19 protein-coding genes are annotated in these 19,733 nt (G+C 28.6%); 15 read left to right on the forward strand and 4 right to left on the reverse strand.

What is annotated here, in order from left to right:
- Positions 1-171: 171 nt before the first annotated feature.
- Genes J2Z25_RS05150 through J2Z25_RS05160 form a run of 3 tightly spaced genes read right to left on the reverse strand, consistent with a single transcriptional unit; the run spans position 172 to position 2,230 of the window.
- Positions 172-819 (reverse strand): DUF1292 domain-containing protein, encoded by a 648-nt coding sequence (locus J2Z25_RS05150; RefSeq protein WP_209738928.1) that lies wholly within the window; start codon positions 817-819, stop codon positions 172-174.
- Positions 820-827: 8 nt separating this feature from the next.
- On the reverse strand, positions 828-1,481 hold the full coding sequence (locus J2Z25_RS05155; RefSeq protein ID WP_142691460.1) for a PspA/IM30 family protein: 654 nt from the start codon (positions 1,479-1,481) through the stop codon (positions 828-830).
- A 17-nt stretch (positions 1,482-1,498) separates the two neighbouring features.
- The gene (locus J2Z25_RS05160; protein ID WP_209738931.1) at positions 1,499-2,230 is read right to left on the reverse strand and encodes a hypothetical protein; all 732 of its coding nucleotides are present in this window, start codon (positions 2,228-2,230) and stop codon (positions 1,499-1,501) included.
- Between the two features lie 482 nt (positions 2,231-2,712).
- On the opposite strand from J2Z25_RS05160, the gene rpsA reads away from it, so the two are divergent.
- Positions 2,713-3,861 (forward strand): 30S ribosomal protein S1, encoded by a 1,149-nt coding sequence (gene rpsA, locus J2Z25_RS05165; RefSeq protein WP_209738933.1) that lies wholly within the window; start codon positions 2,713-2,715, stop codon positions 3,859-3,861.
- Positions 3,862-3,928: 67 nt separating this feature from the next.
- Here the strand turns inward: rpsA and pyk are convergent, their stop codons facing one another.
- The gene (pyk, locus tag J2Z25_RS05170; RefSeq protein ID WP_209738935.1) at positions 3,929-5,347 is read right to left on the reverse strand and encodes a pyruvate kinase; all 1,419 of its coding nucleotides are present in this window, start codon (positions 5,345-5,347) and stop codon (positions 3,929-3,931) included.
- A 154-nt stretch (positions 5,348-5,501) separates the two neighbouring features.
- Between pyk and J2Z25_RS05175 the strand changes: the two genes are divergently transcribed.
- The 14 genes from J2Z25_RS05175 to J2Z25_RS05240 all read left to right on the forward strand — a co-directional run bounded on the left by J2Z25_RS05175 (position 5,502) and on the right by J2Z25_RS05240 (position 19,628).
- Positions 5,502-6,953, forward strand: coding sequence for an aminoacyl-histidine dipeptidase (locus J2Z25_RS05175; protein ID WP_209738937.1), 1,452 nt, complete (start codon positions 5,502-5,504; stop codon positions 6,951-6,953).
- Between the two features lie 187 nt (positions 6,954-7,140).
- Positions 7,141-7,860, forward strand: coding sequence for an SPOR domain-containing protein (locus J2Z25_RS05180; RefSeq protein WP_209738939.1), 720 nt, complete (start codon positions 7,141-7,143; stop codon positions 7,858-7,860).
- A 242-nt stretch (positions 7,861-8,102) separates the two neighbouring features.
- Positions 8,103-8,669 (forward strand): Maf-like protein, encoded by a 567-nt coding sequence (locus J2Z25_RS05185; protein ID WP_142691465.1) that lies wholly within the window; start codon positions 8,103-8,105, stop codon positions 8,667-8,669.
- Between the two features lie 56 nt (positions 8,670-8,725).
- Positions 8,726-9,415 carry a RadC family protein gene (gene radC / locus J2Z25_RS05190; RefSeq protein ID WP_142691466.1) on the forward strand — a complete coding sequence of 230 codons (690 nt, stop codon included), beginning with the start codon at positions 8,726-8,728 and terminating at the stop codon, positions 9,413-9,415.
- 17 nt (positions 9,416-9,432) lie between these two features.
- Positions 9,433-10,452, forward strand: a complete 1,020-nt coding sequence (locus tag J2Z25_RS05195) for a rod shape-determining protein (protein WP_008676697.1) — start codon at positions 9,433-9,435, stop codon at positions 10,450-10,452.
- Positions 10,452-11,303, forward strand: coding sequence for a rod shape-determining protein MreC (mreC, locus tag J2Z25_RS05200; protein WP_008676699.1), 852 nt, complete (start codon positions 10,452-10,454; stop codon positions 11,301-11,303). Before J2Z25_RS05195 ends, mreC begins: the two co-directional genes overlap by 1 nt.
- Positions 11,304-11,313: 10 nt before the next feature.
- Entirely contained in the window at positions 11,314-11,805 is a 492-nt protein-coding gene (gene mreD / locus J2Z25_RS05205) for a rod shape-determining protein MreD (RefSeq protein ID WP_209738941.1), read from the forward strand.
- Positions 11,802-14,783 (forward strand): penicillin-binding transpeptidase domain-containing protein, encoded by a 2,982-nt coding sequence (locus J2Z25_RS05210; protein ID WP_209738943.1) that lies wholly within the window; start codon positions 11,802-11,804, stop codon positions 14,781-14,783. The genes mreD and J2Z25_RS05210 overlap by 4 nt, the downstream gene beginning before the upstream one ends.
- Positions 14,784-14,934: 151 nt before the next feature.
- On the forward strand, positions 14,935-15,576 hold the full coding sequence (gene minC, locus J2Z25_RS05215; RefSeq protein WP_008676705.1) for a septum site-determining protein MinC: 642 nt from the start codon (positions 14,935-14,937) through the stop codon (positions 15,574-15,576).
- An 18-nt stretch (positions 15,577-15,594) separates the two neighbouring features.
- Positions 15,595-16,389: a septum site-determining protein MinD gene (gene minD / locus J2Z25_RS05220; protein ID WP_008676707.1), complete on the forward strand. Its 795-nt coding sequence runs from the start codon at positions 15,595-15,597 to the stop codon at positions 16,387-16,389.
- Between the two features lie 15 nt (positions 16,390-16,404).
- Positions 16,405-16,665 (forward strand): cell division topological specificity factor MinE, encoded by a 261-nt coding sequence (gene minE / locus J2Z25_RS05225; RefSeq protein ID WP_008676710.1) that lies wholly within the window; start codon positions 16,405-16,407, stop codon positions 16,663-16,665.
- A 149-nt stretch (positions 16,666-16,814) separates the two neighbouring features.
- Entirely contained in the window at positions 16,815-17,942 is a 1,128-nt protein-coding gene (rodA, locus tag J2Z25_RS05230) for a rod shape-determining protein RodA (protein ID WP_209738945.1), read from the forward strand.
- A gap of 134 nt (positions 17,943-18,076) precedes the next feature.
- Positions 18,077-18,682: a peptidase M23 gene (locus J2Z25_RS05235; RefSeq protein WP_209738947.1), complete on the forward strand. Its 606-nt coding sequence runs from the start codon at positions 18,077-18,079 to the stop codon at positions 18,680-18,682.
- Between the two features lie 85 nt (positions 18,683-18,767).
- The gene (locus J2Z25_RS05240) at positions 18,768-19,628 is read left to right on the forward strand and encodes a site-2 protease family protein (RefSeq protein WP_209738950.1); all 861 of its coding nucleotides are present in this window, start codon (positions 18,768-18,770) and stop codon (positions 19,626-19,628) included.
- Positions 19,629-19,733: the final 105 nt, after the last annotated feature.

Consider the following 19,733-nt stretch of genomic DNA (forward strand, 5'->3'; position numbering starts at 1 on the left):
AATATGGCTCCAATTAAATATCGAAGCCATTTTTGTAATTCACAATGATATATCCTTTTTAACAATGTCTACTTTTTAGGGGGCAGACCATTTCGCGCCCCCCTTAGTTATATATTGAGAAAAAAGTTGATTACACAAAATTTTTTCTTCTCTAAGAATCACTAATAAAATTTAAGCTTGTTCATAGGTTTCAACAACCAAATTAAATTCTTCTTCATCAGTTATTTCACCAAACTCATCAGATGAAATTCCAGGATAATAATAAAGAATAAATTTATCGTTAGAATCACTAAGGTTTTCTAATGCTATATACAATCTATCATATTCACAATTTTCTATAGTAGCAAGAACCTTATATCTACTAGCTTTACCTGTATTGTTATTAGTTAAATCCAAAATAAAGTTATTATTAAAGCGAACATTTAATTTAGATTTATCACAGGTTTTTATATATGAATTAGCTCTACAACCACTGCAACTTTGAAATTGACATTCCTTTATACAGTTTAAGCATGAGCATTTAGAGCAATTTTCAAATTGATTAAACACTGCTAAGTTATTTTGTTTATAATCAGTTAGTTTTATTTTACTATTATCTTTCTTGAAAAAACTAAATTTTTTATTTTTATTAGAGTATTCTGCATCATTTAACATATCCATATATTCTTTCAATATAGGAAGTTTAGAGTAATACTTTCTCTTTTTTAAAATATTTTCATCAAGGAAAGGGATAACTTCACTTATAGCATAAGTTATATCGGTATATACTTTACCAATAGTAGCCTTTTCTTCATTTATAAAATCAATAGTGCTTGACATTCAATCACCTAATTTGCATTTTTATATTTTTCAAGCTCTAAATCAAGATCAACAGTATCTAAAGCTTCAAATTCACTATCAAATGTATCAACATCTCTAAGCTCACCTAAACCATTAGCTAGTGATTCATGTTTTTGGATTTTTCTTTCTATGCTATCAATTTCAATTGAATTTGATTTTGTTTGCACATTAGCAAGAACTTCATTAACTTTTTGAGTAGCTTGAGCATTACTATATCTTGCAGCAGCTTCATCTCTATAATTTCTTGTTTTTTCAATTTCTGATTCTAACGCAGCGAGATTCTTTTTAATAGTATCTGCTTGTGCTCTTGCAGTTTCATAACTAGATTTTAAACTTGTATATTTCTTTTCAGATTCAAGCTTTTTAGCTAAAGCTCTTTTAGCTAAATCTTCATTGTTTTTAGATAAAGCTAATTTAACCTTATCCTCAAAATCCTTAACTTCTAGCTCAGCAGCTTCCATTTTCTTTTTAATTTCATGTGCATTTCCTATAATTTGTGCAGAGTTTAATTTAGCCGTGTTAAGTTGTTTTTCCATATCTCTAATTTTTTGATCTAATAATTCTATTGGATTTTCCATTTCATCTAAAGTTGAATTTACCTTTGATTTCAACATATTTGACATTCTTGTAAAAATTCCCATGATTTGTCCTCCTGAAATTAATATTTTCTATTCTTTAAATAAATTCGTATTACAATAACTATAATTATTAAGATAATAGCTAGCTTGAATATAGAGCCAAAGGAGATTGCGCTTCCCCCTCTGCTAAAACCAAAGTTTCTCATAGCAGAAAGTCCATAAGCTATTTCGCCAAAAGAAAAGCCTTTATCATAACTAGTTGTTGTATTCGTATTATCTTTATCTTGGGTGCTTTTTTTATCGTTCGTAGAGCTACTTGAATTTTTCTTTTCATCATCTGAAGTTGTACTAAATGATCCAGATGAGAAGTTTTTAGAACTTCCAGATTTACCTTTATCTACATTGCTAAAGGAACCACTTTTATATCCACTAGATGAAGTTGAGGTGGATTTCGAGTTGGAACTTGATGTACTTGATTTACTATTACTGCTACTATTACTAGATTTAGAACTATTGGAACTCTTAGAGCTATTACTAAAAGAGCTGCTTTTAAAACCACTAGTTGATTTAGAAACGTTTGATTTACCACCACTGGATTTAAAGCTACTAGAGCTAGATTTAGTACTAGATTTAAAGCTAGAACTAGATTTAAATCCTCCAGAACTTCTAGGTTTAGCAGAAACAGTTATTTCTCCATGAGTAATATTATCAAATACAGATATAGTATCAATAAGAAAACTAGAAGTAAGAAAAATAAAAGTTAAAAGTAGCGTGAATATTAGTTTTCGATTATTCTTTTTTATAAATTTCACCTCCAAGAAAAAGATTGTATTTATATATTATAGTAAATAATATAATTTCTCAAAACTCATTTAAAGGTAAATAGTAGCAAAAATGAAGAAAAACATTAAAAATCTAAATACCTCGCAATATATCGTAATAATACTTATATTTAATATTAAAATATATTATATTAAAAGGTTTAAAATAACCCTTAATAGCAATTTGAGAATTAGTTTATAATATATTTAATTATAACATATTTAAATAATTTATATAAGTTTGCACAGGAATTATAGATTCATTTAATGTAGATTAAAATTAATAAGTAGGTTAGTGATACAATATTTTTTGTATGAATATTTATATCTAAATATAATGTTATCTATCATATTACTAATTTAAATAAATATATTTGAGATTACAGAGATAATAATAAACTTAAAGTCTTGTAATCAATATCATATTATTCTAAAATTAATTTATGATACAACATTTTTAAGGAGTGAAATACATGACAAATCAAAATTTAGAAGAAACTATGGGAGATTTATTAAAAGACTTCGATGTTAAAAGAATAAGAACAGGTGATATATTAGATGGAGAAATAATTGATGTAAATGATAAAGAAGTTATGGTAAATATCAATTATGCATTTGATGGGATGATTTCAAAAGAAGATTTAACTAATACAGATAAGGATCCTAGAGAAGTTGTAAATAAAGGAGATAAAATAAAAGTATATGTTTTATCACCTAACGACGGAGAAGGATATGTTAAGCTTTCAAGAACAAAAGCTTTAGAAATAACTGAAAAAGAAGAAATTGAAAAAGCATTTAAAAATGAAGAAAATATAATTGTATGTATTAAGGAAGAAGTTAAAGGCGGATTAGTTGCTTATTATGGAAATGTAAGAGTATTTATACCTGCATCACTAGCTTCAAGAGAAAGAATAGAATTAAGTACATTAGTAGGAAAAGAAATAGAAGTTAGAATTATAGAATTAGATTTTAAATCAAGAAAGATAGTTGCATCGAGAAGAGTTTTAGAAGATGTTATATATGAAAATAAGAAAAAAGAATTATGGAAATCAGTTAAGTCAGGAGAAAAAAGAAATGGTGTAGTTAAAAAGATAATTAAGGCTGGAGCAATAGTTGATATTGGAGGAATAACTGGTTTAATACACCTAAATGACTTATCTTGGAGCAGAATACACAGAGCAGAAGATGTGGTTAATATAGGAGATAAGGTTGAAGTATTTATTGGAGAAGTAGATGTTAAGAATGAAAGAGTATCATTAATATTAAAAGATATAGATCAAGATCCATGGGAAACAAACGTATCAAACCTAAAAATTGGTGGTATTTTAGATGGTAAGGTAGTTAAGTTCCTTAACTTTGGAGCATTTGTAGAGATATTCCCTGGGGTAGAAGGTTTAGTTCATATAAATGAAATAACAGATGAAAACATAGCTAAACCATCAGATGTGTTAAAACTAGGACAAAATGTAAAAGTTAAAGTTTTAGATGTTGATAAGACAAATAAGAGAATATCATTAACTATAAAAGATGCAGAAGAAAAATCAAAAGAATATTTACAATATAATGATTCAGATGAAGGAGTATCATTAGGAGATTTATTTAAGGACCTATTTAAAAATTAAAAAATGAATTAATGAAATAAAAGGTGTTTTGCTTGCAAAACACCTTTATATTCATGAATCAAATTATTTATATTTTTTCTATTTTAAGCATATTTGTTCCACCTGTAGTAGCACTAGGCATTCCTGCTGCAACGATTATATCATCACCTTTTTCAGCAATAGATAAATTAGTAGCCACTTTTTTTGCTTCACTTAATATTTCATCAGTAGTAGTAAATACATCACATTTAGTAGGGAAAATACCAAAATTAAGATTTAATCCTCTTCTAACTTCATCATAAGGAGTTATAGCTATAATTGGGCATTTAGGCCTGTATTTTGATATAAGCTTAGCTGTTGCACCACTATTCGTTGCAGCAACAACTGCCTTTGCGTGTAAAAGATTTGAACTTCTACAAGCAGAATAACTAATTGCTTCTGAAAATGAGGTTAGTGAAGGTTCTTTTAGCCTTTTATTTAAGTAGTTGTAATCTAAGTTATCTTCTGTTTCGATTGCAATTCTTGACATTGTTTCAGCAGCTTCTATAGGATAATTTCCACTTGCACTTTCACCGCTTAACATTATTGCATCAGTTCCATCGAAGATTGCATTACATATATCACAAGCTTCAGCTCTAGTAGGAAGAGAATTTCTAATCATTGAGTCTAACATTTGAGTAGCAGTTATAACTATTTTTCCAGCCTCGTTACATTTTCTAATTATGTTTTTTTGAATAATAGGGACTTTTTCAATAGGAATTTCAACTCCCATATCACCCCTAGCAACCATTATTGCATCTGCAGCTTCTATAATGGAGTCTATGTTATCAACACCTTCTTGATTTTCTATTTTAGCAATAATTTGTATATAGTCACCACCATGAGTTTTCAATACATTTCTTACATCTTCAATATCAGAAGCTTTTCTAATAAATGAAGCTGCGACAAAATCAACCTTATTTTCACATCCAAAAATTAAGTCTTCTTTATCTTTTTCAGTTATTGATGGTAAATTTATTTTTACATTTGGAACATTAACACCTTTATGGTTTTTAATAGTTCCGCCTACCGTTACTTTACATTTAATTTTATTTCCTACAACATCTTCTATAATAAATCTTAATAAACCATCATCAACTAATATTTCTCCACCAATCTTAACATCTTTATATAAATCGGTATAAGATATAGAGCATTTTTCAGTATCACCAAGTATTTCATCACCACAAATGAAAGTAAAATCTTGACCTTCTTTAAGGTCAACTCCGTCATTTATAAAATTATGTGTTCTAATTTTAGGCCCTTTAATATCTAGGATAATAGCAGTAGGGGCATTTAAGTCTTCTCTTACTTTTTTTATAAGATTCATTTTTTCCCTATGTGTCTCATGAGTGCCATGAGAAAAATTTAATCTGGCAGCACTCATTCCTATTTCGATAAATTTTCTTAAAGTTTCTTCGTTATCACTTGCAGGTCCAATGGTAAAAATCATTTTTGTTTTTTGCATAAAAATCACCTCACATTTTAATTAGCAAATAAAATATTAAGAATATTTCGAATAATTATAATAAAAAAATAGAATTTAAGTATCATATATACTATGATATACTTAAAACTATATAATAATTCTAACATAATTTACTAAGAAGGGAGAAAAAAACATGAATATTTTACAAAATTTAGAACCAAAGAGCGTTTTTAAATACTTCGAAGAAATATCACAAATACCTAGAGGATCAGGAAATGAGAAGTCTATAAGTGATTATTTAGTTAGTGTAGCAAAAAAATTAAATTTAGAAGTAATACAAGATAAAGCATTAAATGTTATTATAAAGAAACCAGGAACAGAGGGATATGAAAATTCTGAAACAGTGATTCTTCAAGGTCATATGGATATGGTTTGTGAAAAAAATAAAGGAACAGATCATGATTTTCAAAAGGACCCATTAAAATTAAGAGTAGTAGATGATATGGTTTATGCAACTGATACTACTTTAGGAGCTGATAATGGTATTGCAGTTGCATATGCTTTAGCAATTCTTGAATCTACAGATATACCACATCCTCCAATAGAAGTTTTAATAACAACAGATGAAGAAACTGGTATGTCAGGTGCTATGGCAATTTCAAAAGAGCATATAAATGGGAAAATATTATTAAACTTAGATAATGAGGAAGAAGGCCATTTATTAGTAAGTTGTGCAGGTGGAATAAGAAGTAAACATACACTAAATGTTACTTTAGAAGATGCTGGTGATTACAATAATTTCTTACATATTGCTGTAAGAGGATTAAAGGGTGGTCACTCTGGAATGGAAATAAATAAAGAAAGAGGAAATTCTAATAAAATAATGGGTAGGATTTTAAAATCTTTATTATCTTTAGACTATAAATTAGTTTCAGTAAATGGTGGATCTAAAAATAATGCTATACCAAGAGAAGCTGATGCAATAATAGCATTAAAATCAGAAGATGTAGCAAAAGCTAAGGAATTAATAAATAATTGGAATCCAATTTTATTAAATGAATTAAAGACACAAGACCCTGGCGTTAATATTAGTATTTTAGAAAATACAGAAAATGTAGAAAAAGTATTTACAAAAGAATCTACTGAAAAAACTGTGAATTTATTATACTTAATACCTAATGGAATAAACTCAAATAGCGTAGAAATAAAGAATTTAGTAGAAAGTTCAACTAACTTAGGAGTCGTTACTACTGAAGGTAATAAAGTGGAATTTGATAGTGCTATAAGAAGTTCAGTTGCATCATTAAAAGATGAAATAGTTTTAAGAAGTAAAACTATAGCAGAACTTATTGGAGCAGACTTTGAAACAACTGCAGGATATCCAGAATGGCAATATGATAATGAATCTAAGGTTAGAGGAATATGTCAAGATGTCTATAAGAGAATGTATGGAAAAGATGCAAAAATAGTTGCGATACATGCTGGAGTAGAATGTGGATTATTTAATGAAAAATTAGGGAAACTAGATATGATTAGTTTTGGACCAGATCTTTATGATGTTCATACACCGCAAGAACATATGAGTATAACATCAGTAAAAAATGTTTGGGATTACCTATTAGAAGTATTAAAAGCATTAAAATAAATTTATGAATAATTAAATAAATATGTAAATATAAATAGTTAGGCCGTTATTTTACGGTCTAACTATTTTTTATTAAAAATACTTAAGGATTTTTACCTTAATTTTTTCATTAAAAAATAAGTTACATAATGAATATTATTAAATCTACTTGAATATATATTTAATATAAAAAGAGGGGGATGATAAAATGAAGTACACAAAATATCATTACAAAAAGAAAAATGAGGGGGCTAAGTTTTTGACTTCCTTAGTTATGACAACACTTGCAGCTGTAATTATAGGGTTAATTGGAGCTTGGGTATTACTTAAGATTATTCCTGATATCAATAAAGGAAATGGGATAACACAAGAACCAGTAGTAAATGTAAATAATAATAGTAATACTGAAAATAATGGACAACAGGTTCAAGAACAAAAATTTGCATTTATACAATGTGGTTATTTTTCAAAAGAGGATAATGCTAAACAGGTATTAGCAAAAATAGAAAACGAATTTAACTCTTTTATGATTAAAGATGAAACAGGAAAATTTAAAGTCCTAGCTGGTATAGCAAAAGAAGAAGATAGTTCAGAAATAATAGAAAAATTGAAAGTAAAGTCAATTGAAAATGCAAAAATAGGTGTATCATTAAATAAAAATGATGAAGTTCAAGGGCAAATAGGAGCTATAACAGAAGGATATCTACAAATAATAAATACTGCAAGTGAAGATGAAGTGAAAGAAATAAATACTAGCGATTTTAAAAAATGGACAAAAGAATTAAGTGAAGTTAAAGAGGGTGATGGAGTAGATATTCTTAAGGAATATAAGACACATATAGAGACATTACCAGAAACAATTAACAAGGAAAATATAGTATCAGAATTAGAGTATATCTATTCTATTTTAGTAAAATGGCAAAAATAAAAAATGCTATATGGATAAAAATAACAAAACTATTACAAATAAATAAAAATTAAATAAAGAAAGACAAAGCCACTTGTTTGAAGGCTTATATAATGATACACTATATAAGACATAAGATAGGGATAAATGGCTTTGTCTTTATATCTTTGCATTGCTAATTTAAGTATTTTAAAACTTAAATGATTAAACCATACCGTTTTGTCAATACTATAAAATATGTATAAAAATAGGATGTGATAGGGTTGAATTATGTTTTAGCGTCAGGCTCAGAAAGACGACAGGAACTATTACATAGAATAGTAGATGAATTTAACATAATAGTAAGTGACTTCGATGAAGATAAGATTTTATTTAAAGGAAATGTAGATGAATATGTAGTTGATTTAGCTAAGGGAAAGGCTCTTAGCGTTAAAGAGAGTCTAAAAGAAGAAGCTATAATAATTGCAGGAGACACAGTAGTAGTTTTAGATGATAAAATCTTAGGAAAACCTAATAATGAAGAAGATGCATACAACATGTTAAAACAACTTAGTGGAAGAACTCATAGAGTTTATTCTGGATTAGTAGTAATAAACATGTACAATAATAAAATTGAGCAAGAATCTCTTTATACTGAAGTTAAATTTTCTAATTTAACCGAAGAGGAGATAGAAAGTTACATAAAGACTGGAGAACCGCTTGATAAAGCAGGGGCCTATGGAATACAAGGGTATGGTGGAGTGTTTATAGAAGGTATTAATGGGTGCTATTACAATGTAGTAGGATTACCGTTAAATCTTTTGAATAAAATGCTTAGAAAGGTTAAATAATAGGGATTTAGGGTATATTTATTAATAAAACTATTATTATTTTAAGGAGTATTTATATGAATAATAGTATAAAAGTTATAGATATACCAAAGGAAGAAAGACCTATAGAAAAATTGCTTATAAACGGACCTGAAATACTAAGTAATGCAGAGCTTCTTGCTGTGATTTTAAGAACAGGAACAAGAGGGGAAAATGTAATTTCTTTAAGCACAAGAATACTTTCAGAGTTTGATGGACTTAATGGTTTATTGGATATAGGTATTAGTGAAATTACTAGTATAAAAGGAATAAAAAATATAAAAGCAAGTCAAATATTAGCTATAGGAGAGCTCTTTAGACGATTTAATTCATTAAATCTAATAAGAGAAGGTAATAGTATATCTTCTCCAAGAGATATAGCAAAGCTTTTAATAAATGAGATGATGAGTTTAAAGCAAGAAATATTGAAGTTAATAATGTTAGATACAAAGAATAATATTATAGGTATCAAGGATGTTTTCAAGGGAAGCCTTAATACATCTATAGTGCATCCAAGAGAAATATTTAAAGAAGCTCTTAAAAAAAGCAGCTCAAGTATAATTATTTGTCATAATCATCCGTCAGGAGATCCTACACCAAGTAAAGAGGATATAAATATTACATTAAGATTGAAGGAATGTAGTAAAATAATAGGGATAGATTTATTGGATCACTTAATAATTGGAAAAGATAAGTTTGTAAGTTTAAAAGAAAAAGGAATAATTTAAGCGAAAGGGGAATTCATATGGGATTTTTCAGTAGTAATAAGGATATGGGAATAGATTTAGGAACAGCAAATACGCTTGTTTTTGTTAAAGGTAAAGGTATAGTTTTAAGTGAACCTTCAGTTGTAGCTATTAATAGTACAACAAGAAAACCTTTGGCTGTAGGTGCTGAAGCTAAACTTATGATAGGAAGAACACCTGGAAATATAGTAGCTATCAGACCATTAAAAGATGGTGTTATAGCAGATTTTGATGTAGCACAAACAATGTTGAAAAAATTAATAGAAAAAGTAACTAGTAAAAGTGCATTTACTAGCCCAAGAATTATAGTTTGTTACCCTTCAGGTGTAACAGAAGTTGAAAGAAGAGCTATAGAAGAAGCAGCTAAGTTTGCTGGAGCAAGAGATGTTGTATTAATGGAAGAACCTATGGCAGCTGCTATTGGAGCAGGTCTTCCAGTTGGAGAGCCAACAGGAAGTATGATAGTTGATATCGGAGGCGGTACAACAGAAGTTGCTATAATTTCATTAGGAGGAATAGTAACAAGTAAGTCATTAAGAGTTGCTGGGGATGAATTAGACCAAGCAATAATGGCATATATTAAGAAAGAATTTAACTTAATGATAGGGGAAAGAACAGCAGAGCAAGTTAAGATGGAACTTGGTTCAGCATATAAGACTGAAGATGAAGAAATGAGTATGGAAATCAAGGGTAGAGATATGATTACTGGATTGCCAAAAACAGTTACAGTTACAGATACTCAAATTAGAGATGCATTAAAAGAACCTGTATATGCTATCATAGAGTCAATAAAGACAACTTTAGAAAAGACACCACCTGAATTAGCAGCAGATATAATGGAAAAAGGAATAATGTTAGCTGGTGGAGGAGCTCTACTAAGAGGGTTAGATGAATTAATTAACCACGAAACAAATATGCCTGTTCACATAGCAGAATCACCACTTGATTGTGTTGTTTTAGGAGCAGGTAAGGCATTAGATAACTTTGATGAATTAAGTAAGAGTCAAAGAGGTCAATAATGAAGCTTCTAAAAAATAAACTGGCAGTTACTATAATAGTGCTGTCAGTTGCCTTTTTAGGCATAATTATTTATACAATGAATAATGAACAAAAAGGTATTGTTTCGAGTGGTGTAGGTAGTGCTGTTAATCCTCTTCAGAAGGTAGTTTACTCAATAAATGATAAAATAAAAGGAACATTAGATTTTTTCTTGAATTTTTCAAAGATAAAAGAAGAAAACGAAGAATTAACTAAAGAAAATATAGATTTAGAAAATAAGTTATTAGAATACGACAAGTTAAAAGAAGAAAATGATAGACTTAGAGAAGTTTTAAATTTTAAAAATTCAAAGAATAATTATGATTACTTAGGTTGTGAAATAATCGGGTATAGTGGAGAAAGTTTTTCAAGTGGATATGTGATTGATAAAGGTGAAAATGATGGCTTAAAAAAAGACATGATTGTAATTTCAAACAAAGGTCTCGTGGGACAGGTCACCAGTACTGGATCTAATTGGGCAATAGTACAAAGTTTGATAAATGAAAACATTGCAGTTTCAGTAATGGTAAATAGTACAAGAGAAACAACTGGAATATTAAAAGGATATGTAACTCATAGTAATCAAAATTTAACTAAAGTTACTAATTTACCAATAGATTCAGCGATAAAAGAAGGTGATGTAATAGTTACATCAGGCCTTGGACAAATTTATCCTAAGGAAGTTAGAATTGGTGAAGTTGTATCTGTAGAAACAGATGAAGTTAAGGTAATGAAAACAGCTATAGTTAAGCCTTTTGTTGATTTTAATAAACTAGAAGAACTTTTTGTAGTTATTCCTAAGGAAACAAGAGAAGTAAAATATGATAATTAGAGGTTAATATATGAAAAAGTGGGTTTTAATTTTAATATCATTAGTACTTTTAATACTAGATAATTCTCTTATACCTTTTTTGGCTATAAAAGGTGCTTATCCAAGTTTACTTTTTGTTTTTGCAATAGCGTATTCTATAATAAATGGAAGGTCAGAAGCTGTTGTTATTGGGGTTATATCTGGACTAATGCAAGATATATTTTTCTATAATGGCTTTGGTATCAATGCATTAATAAATATGCTTATATGTTTAATAGCTGCAATTATAGGTGAAAATATTTATAGGGAAAAGAAGCTTATACCAGTAATATCGGTTATATTATTATATTTATTAAAGATATTAGCAGTGTTTACAATATTTAAGCTTATGGGAAGATCTATAGATATACAAGTTGGAATGTTTACTGCTTTATATAGTTCAGTAGTAATGTTTTTAGGGTATGATTTTGTTTTAAGGATTTATAATATTGAATATAAGAAAAGGTCATGGAGGTTTAAATGATAGTAAATAAACCGAAAAAGAAAAAGAAGATTTCAAGATATACTGTTCTAAATATTATAATGCTAGCACTTTTTACTATGATAATGGCAAAACTCTTATATATTCAAGTTTATAAACATGAAGATTATAAAGAAAAGGCAGATATAAGTTCTACAAGATTTATATCAGAAAAAGCGCCAAGAGGAAAGATATATGATAGTGAAGGAAATGTTTTAGCAACTAATATTCAAACATATACATTAACATATACTAAACCAAATGATGAAAAAGAAAATTTCTATGAAACTATGGATAAAGTATTTAAAATATTATCTGAAAATGGGGAGAAATTTCAAGATGATTTAATGCTTAAGATAGATAGTAGTGGAAAATTCTATTTTGATTTTAAGACTGATGATGCAGATACAAAAAAAATAGTAGAAGTTAGATTTAAAAGAGATAGAGGATTAAATGAAGCTATAGAGAAAAAGCTTTTTAAAGATAAGGAATCTGATTATACAGATGAAGAAATTGCTAAGGTAGATAGTGAACTCTTAAAGTTATCACCAGAGGAAACTTTTTATGAATTAGTTAAGGTTTATAATATGCAAGAGCTTACAAATCCATCACCTGTTAAAGAAGACGGAGAAAGTGACAAGGCTTATGAAGCAAGAGTTGAGGCGTATGATAATAAGATGGAAGCTTATGATGATATGTCTGGTAAGGAAATATTAGACGAGCTTTTAGCAACATATTCAATTAACGATATAAGAAATTATATAGTAATAAAAGATGCTGTAAAAATGCAAAGTTTTAAGGGTTATAGAGCAGTTACTATTGCTTCAAATATAAAGCAAGAAACTGCATTTATAATATATCAAAAGTTAAATGATTTAGCAGGTATAGATGTAAGTATAGAACCTGTAAGATATTATCCATATAGTAATTTAGCTTCTGGTGCATTAGGATATTTATCTTCAATAGATTCGTCTAAGGAAACAAATTATGAATTAAGAGGATATGATGCATCTTCTGATTTAATTGGTGTAGCAGGAATAGAAGCTGCTTTTGAAGGTCAGTTAAAGGGAACTAAAGGAGGAACAACTGTTAAAGTTAATTCAAAAGGAAGAGTGACAGAAGAGTTATTTAAATTAGATTCATATCCTGGAAATAATGTTCATTTAACAATAAATAAGGATGTTCAATATGCTGCAGAGCAAGCTATGAAAGATACGTTAGAAAGAATAAGGACTCAAGAAGGTCAGCCTAATGCAACAAGGGGAGCAGTAGTTGCTATTGAAGTCAATACAGGAAGAGTAATTGCAATGGTTAGTTATCCAGATTATGATCCTAATATTTTTTCTATACCAGGACGCTTAACGGAAGATTTATCAAAGCAATATTTTAATCCGGATATAGATAGTTTTGCTAAGGAATATATACAAAGAACTGGAGCAACGGGAAATATAGATGAGCTATTTCCTATAGATGAGAATACAGGAAAAAGAACTGATGATATAGATGCATATCCAAAGAGTTTCTTTAATTATGCAACTCAAGGGTTATTACCACCAGGATCTACCTTTAAGCCGTTAACAGTTATCGCTGGTTTGATGGATGGAGTAGTTAGCCCAACAGAGTCAATGGATGACTATGGTGGAGTTTGGACTAAGGATGATTTGAAAGGATTTACACTTCAAAATTTCCAAGGATCTGCAAATGGACCAACAGATGCAAGAAAAGCCTTAGAAGTATCATCAAACTTATACTTTTATGAGCTTGGATATAGATTATGGAAAAATAATGGAGCTGATATAGAAGCTTTAGATTCATTGGCTAAATATGGATATAAGTTTGGGCTGGGAATAGATCCATTATCACCTCAGGCTAAAAATCCTAAAACAGGAATAGAGATTGAAGAAAATTTTGGTCAAATATATAATTTTAATTACAGAAAAGAGAGTATAGTGAATGCACCTTTATATGAATTAGTAGAAGCGTTAGCTGTAGGGAAATATTATAATTATACTTTTATTCCATTAAATATAAGTAAGAGTGATGATGATACAGATGAGTTAAAAGCAGCAAAAGAAGATTTAAAGTCCAAGATAAGTGATACATTATCTAAAGTAGGAACAGATGAAGAGATATCAGATAATACGAAATTTGCTGAAAGCATAGTAGACAATGTGAAAAAGATAATGGATTTATCACCACAGTATCAAAATGAAATTAAATCAAGGAAATCTAGTGGAGGAAATATAGATGTTAATGATCAAGCAGCTGTAATAGCAGATGCAATTGCATATTATACGATAAATAACGCAGCTATACAAATTACTACTCCGGGACAAATAATATCAAGTGCTATTGGGCAGGGGATGAATTTATTTACTCCGATACAGATGGCTAATTATGTAGCTACACTTGGAAGTGGAGGAACAAGATATAAAGTTACAATGGTAGATAAAATAACTTCTCCAACAGGTGAAATAATTAAAGAATTTAAGCCTGAAATAGTGGATCAACTAGATATTCCAGATGAATATTTACAAACTGTAAAGGATGGTATGTATAGAGTTAATAATAATCCAGCAAATGGTGTTGCATATCAAAGCTTTTCTAATTTTCCTATAAAAGTTGGAGGTAAAACTGGTACAGCAGACTTCAATACTGATGAACGATATAAGGAAATAGGAAGGAAACCATATGGTAATTATATTAGTATGGCGCCTTTAGATAATCCACAAATAGCTATTTTTTCTACTATTTATGATGGAAATAAAGGAAGTTCTGGTGCTAGTATTCATAAAGCTATATACGAAGCTTTCTTTAAGGAGGAATTATTGAAACTTGATCCTTCATATGCTTCTAAGTCAGAATCATTTAGAAAGTACGTTTTAGAATCACCTCTTAAGGATAATAAAAATGATAGTATAAAGCTAGATAATAGCTCAACAAATACTACTAATAATAGTACTAGTACAAATAATCAATAACCAATAAAAACCATGTTTTTGCATGGTTTTTTTATTTTATTATAAATTATGTAAATTATTATTGTTAAGTGATATAATATAATTGTATAATTATAGATATGTAATAGGATTTATAATTACTGAAGCTTTAATTATTGGTGGAGGGTGACCAATGAATGACGATAGAATTCAAATAAAAGGTACAAAAGAAGGTATCAATGCAACTATTGATATGGAGAGATTTAGTGACTTTGATGAAATGTTAGAAGTGTTAATAGATAAGCTAACAGCAGGGAAAGGATTTTACAAAGGAGCATCTCTTAAAATTGCAGCTAATTTAAAGAATGTAAATGAAAATGATATTTTAAGACTAAAAGATGTTTTGTTTGAAAAAATACAAATCAAAGAATGTTTTTTTGAAGAAGTTAAACGAGAAGAGCAAAAAGAAAGTAAAATTTTTAGTGGCGTATATGAAGGAAAAACTAAATTTATAAAGAAAACAATAAGAGGCGGACAATTAGTAAGGTATCATGGGAATATTGTTATAATAGGTGATATAAATAATGGAGCTGAGGTTTATGCAGGGGGAAATATAATTGTTTTAGGAACGATTAAAGGACAAGTGCATGCTGGAGTAGGTGGTAATAAAAAAGCTATAATTTCTGCTTTTAGCCTTCAACCAGAAATACTCCAAATAGCGGAGATAGTTACTATAGCGCCAGAAGATGGTATAAAGCCATCATATCCGGAACTAGCAAAGATTAAAGACGATATTATCGTGGTAGAGCCATATTTACCAAAGAAATATATATAGCGTTGGAGGGAGAAAAAAATGGGAGTTTCTATAGTTATTACATCAGGTAAGGGTGGAGTTGGAAAAACAACAACAACAGCTAATATTGGTACTGCTTTAGCTGCATTAAATAAGAGAGTTGTAGTTGTGGATGGTGACACTGGTCTTAGAAATTTAGATGTTTTAATGGGGCTTGAAAATAGGATAGTTTATACAATAACAGATGTTATAGAAAATAGATGTAGACTTAAGCAAGCTTTAATTAAGGATAAAAGATATCAAAATTTATGTTTATTACCAACAGCTCAAACTAAAGACAAAGATGATATAAGACCACAGGATATGTTAAAATTAATTAATGAATTGAAAGAAGATTTTGACTATGTATTAATTGATTGTCCAGCAGGAATAGAACAAGGCTTTGAAAATTCAGTTGTTGGAGCTGATAGAGCTGTAGTTGTAGTTAATCCAGAAATAACTTCAGTAAGGGATGCTGATAGGGTTATTGGTAAATTGGATGCTAAAGGACTGGATGATCATGCAGTAATAATCAACAGATTAAATTATGAAATGACTCAAAGAGGAGATATGTTAGATGTTTCAGATATAATTGAAACTTTATCAATAGAACTATTGGGTGTAGTTCCTGATGATAAAAACATAACTGTTTCAACTAATAAAGGTGAGCCTATAGTTCTTGACGATAAATCAATATCTGGACAAGCTTTTAAAAATATAGCTAGAAGAATAACTGGAGAAGAAGTACCTCTTTTAGATTTAAAAACAGGGGGAGAAGGCTTCTTTGCATCAATAAAAAGATTATTTAAGCGTTAGTAGGGGGAATGAGAGGTGGAATTTTTAAGAAAACTTTCAAGTAGACCAACACCTAAAGAGGTGGCAAAAGATAGACTAAAACTAATATTAATACATGATAGAGGGGATTTACCTCATGAAACCCTTGAAAAAATAAGAATGGAAATATTAGAAGTACTATCTAAGTATATAGAAATAGATTCTGAAGATGTAGAAATAGCTGTAAGCAAAACTGAAAATGTTGAAGGAAATAATCCTGCTTTAGTAGCTAATATTCCAATAAAGAACATAAAATAACCATGAGAGGAAAAGTGGATATACTTTTTCTCTTTTTTAATTAAATTTAATTAATATTTTCTTAAATTTTAATTATTATTTCAATTAATATGGAGAAAGTATTAGTTTTTGGATATAATAATTCTTAGGTTGAAAGATGGAGGTGAAATATGTTATCGAAATTTAAAATAGACCTTAAAAAGTTAAAAGAAATAGATAAAGTGATGTTATTTTCAATGATAGCTTTAATGATATTTGGAATAATTAATATATATTTAGCTAGTTCAGCTGAATATGGGACATTATTCTTAAAAAGGCAATCATTATGGTTTATTGTTTGTTTAGTAGCTTTATATTTTGTTGTAGCAATTGACTATACATTATTAAAGTCATATACGCCCCTTTTTTATTGGGGATCTATACTTTTGCTTATAGTTACTATATTTATAGGAACTGATATTAATGGAGCAAGAGGATGGATAAGACTTGGACCATTATCCTTTCAACCATCAGAATTAGCTAAAATGGCTACTATAATGATGCTAGGTAAGACATTAGAGGAAATGAATGGAACAATAAATGAGTGGAAAAACTTTTTAACAATGGCTTTTTATGCGATAGTTCCAGCGGTATTTATAGTTATACAGCCAGATATGGGAATGACTATGGTTTTATTCTTTATAGTTGTAGGAATATTTTTTATTGGTGGACTTGATTTGAAAATTATTGGTGGGGGGCTTTTATCATTACTCTTAGTTGTTATAATAGTTTGGAATTCAGGAGTAATACAGCCTTATCAAAAGAAAAGAATAACTTCATTTATGAATCCGGAATCAGATACATCTGAATCGGGCTATCAGCTTAGACAATCGCTTATTAGTATAGGTAATGGGGGAGCTTTTGGATTAAAAGGCTCAGCTACGAAAGATAAAACTGTAGGATATGCAGCTCAATATGTGCCAGAGGTTCAAACTGACTTCATATTTGCGAGTATAGGTGAACAATGGGGACTAGCAGGCGCAGCATTTTTACTGCTGTTATATGGATTGCTCATTTCAAAAATGATAGCAATAGGAAGAACGGCTAAAGATACTTTTGGTTCAATAATTTGTGTAGGGCTTGTTGCATATTTCTTATTTGCATTACTACAGAATATAGGTATGACTATAGGACTTATGCCTATTACAGGTATAACATTGCCTTTGCTTAGTTATGGAGGAACTTCATTACTTACAACTGTAATGTCAATAGGATTGGTCTTAAATGTAGGAATGAGAAGGAAAAAAATATACTTTTAATAATACTGAAAGCTATAGAAGGTTATAAATCTTCTATAGCTTTTTTTATTTAGGGATTCAAAATATATTGTAGGTAGCATAAATCATTATAATTAAAAATATAAATACAATATTAAGAGATAGGAGTGAGGTGTATGGAGAGGTATAGAGAGGAGTATAAGGAATATTACGATAAAATAAGAAAAAAAGTAAAAGCAAAAACTGATAAGAAAGAAAAAGTGATTAATACAAGGGATGATATATATCCTAATATAAGAAATGTCCATAACTTTAGTTATCAAAGGGGGAGTTATGGAGCTAGAGTACCTAAAAAAAGTATGGGATATATAGATAAGTTTATCCTTAGATTAATATGTACTTTTTTATTATTTTTAGGGGCTTTTACATTAAAAACAATACCAAACAGTGATGCGAAAAAGCTCTATAATATATGCAAGACCACAGTAGGTGCTAATTTTAATTATGAAAATGTATTATTAGGCATGGATAAGATGGGAATTGATTATAAAAGTGTACTTAATGTTATAGAAGAAAAATATACTGATGTAATGGGAGAAATAAAAAAATTAGATAATGGTATTCCGAGTTTTAAAGAAGAAGGGATAAAAACAAATGTAGATGAATCGATAAATAGCAATGAGTCATCAAAGGATGAGGGATTGTCTGACGTACAAGATAAATATAGTATAAATGAAGAACAAAGTAAGTCAACTGAAGATACCAAAACAAACGATTTATAAATATCAAGTATGATTTTAAATTATTAAGACGTTAGAAGTAGAAGGTGATTTATATAGAGATGTAGCAATTTTTAGGGAGATATAAATGAAGAGAGAGACAAAAAAAATATTGGCAGAAATAATATTAATAGTTTTAGTTTGTAGCTATAATAAAATGTTTATATTTGCGTTAATATGGGTATTTTTACATGAGATAACGCATATATTAGTTGCATTAAAATTTGGTTGTAAGTTTTATAATATAGAGTTTCATATATTTGGAATGAAGGCAGAACTTATAGATATAGATAGTTTAAAGGAAAATCAAAAAATTATAGTTTATCTATCGGGAGCTTTATTAAATATAGTTCTTGCGATATTTTTCTATATTATAAATATTAAATATAATTCTAGTTTTATAGAAACTAGTATGAATTTAAACATAGGATTAGCTGTATTTAATTTATTACCTGCATATCCATTGGATGGATCAAGAATATTAGAAGTTATTTTATCAAAGAAAATGTTATTTAAAAAAGCTCAAAAGATAATTAGTATAGTTAGTTTTTCAATAGCAGCCTTATTTATTATAATATCAGCTATTATTTATATATTTCTACATAGTCTAAATTTAAGTATGATTATAGGTGCAATAATAATAATATATATTACTAGAATGGAAGAGCATACTACAATGTATATAACTATGAGTAACGTAGTTAAAAAAAGAAATAAACTTTTAAAAAATAAGTATATAGAAAATAAATCCATATCAGTATATTACAAGCAGGGACTTGTTAATGTATTAGCTTTAGTTGATAGAAACAAATTTAATACATTTTATATTTTAGATGATGATATGAAGCTTATTTATATATTAAATGAAGATGAGCTAATTGATGCATTAAAAGTTTATGGAAATATGACTTTGGAGGAGTATATAAAACAGAAATTAATTATATCTTAAAATGTGATAAATTTATAATCTGTATATAGTGAGTAATAGATTTACTTTTTAGAGGTATATATGCTAGAATAGAAAAGATATAAAGGAAGTATAGAGATATACTTC

Source organism: Clostridium tertium (genome assembly GCF_017873245.1).
GTDB classification, from domain to species: Bacteria; Bacillota; Clostridia; order Clostridiales; family Clostridiaceae; genus Clostridium; species Clostridium tertium.

Coding starts and splice junctions, on each gene's coding strand:
- J2Z25_RS05150 (WP_209738928.1), bottom strand. CDS start 819: ATGTCAAGCACTATTGATTTTATAAATGAAGAAAAGGCTACTATTGGT.
- J2Z25_RS05155 (WP_142691460.1), bottom strand. CDS start 1,481: ATGGGAATTTTTACAAGAATGTCAAATATGTTGAAATCAAAGGTAAAT.
- rpsA (WP_209738933.1), top strand. CDS start 2,713: ATGACAAATCAAAATTTAGAAGAAACTATGGGAGATTTATTAAAAGAC.
- pyk (WP_209738935.1), bottom strand. CDS start 5,347: ATGCAAAAAACAAAAATGATTTTTACCATTGGACCTGCAAGTGATAAC.
- J2Z25_RS05175 (WP_209738937.1), top strand. CDS start 5,502: ATGAATATTTTACAAAATTTAGAACCAAAGAGCGTTTTTAAATACTTC.
- J2Z25_RS05180 (WP_209738939.1), top strand. CDS start 7,141: ATGAAGTACACAAAATATCATTACAAAAAGAAAAATGAGGGGGCTAAG.
- radC (WP_142691466.1), top strand. CDS start 8,726: ATGAATAATAGTATAAAAGTTATAGATATACCAAAGGAAGAAAGACCT.
- J2Z25_RS05195 (WP_008676697.1), top strand. CDS start 9,433: ATGGGATTTTTCAGTAGTAATAAGGATATGGGAATAGATTTAGGAACA.
- mreC (WP_008676699.1), top strand. CDS start 10,452: ATGAAGCTTCTAAAAAATAAACTGGCAGTTACTATAATAGTGCTGTCA.
- mreD (WP_209738941.1), top strand. CDS start 11,314: ATGAAAAAGTGGGTTTTAATTTTAATATCATTAGTACTTTTAATACTA.
- J2Z25_RS05210 (WP_209738943.1), top strand. CDS start 11,802: ATGATAGTAAATAAACCGAAAAAGAAAAAGAAGATTTCAAGATATACT.
- minC (WP_008676705.1), top strand. CDS start 14,935: ATGAATGACGATAGAATTCAAATAAAAGGTACAAAAGAAGGTATCAAT.
- minD (WP_008676707.1), top strand. CDS start 15,595: ATGGGAGTTTCTATAGTTATTACATCAGGTAAGGGTGGAGTTGGAAAA.
- rodA (WP_209738945.1), top strand. CDS start 16,815: ATGTTATCGAAATTTAAAATAGACCTTAAAAAGTTAAAAGAAATAGAT.
- J2Z25_RS05235 (WP_209738947.1), top strand. CDS start 18,077: ATGGAGAGGTATAGAGAGGAGTATAAGGAATATTACGATAAAATAAGA.
- J2Z25_RS05240 (WP_209738950.1), top strand. CDS start 18,768: ATGAAGAGAGAGACAAAAAAAATATTGGCAGAAATAATATTAATAGTT.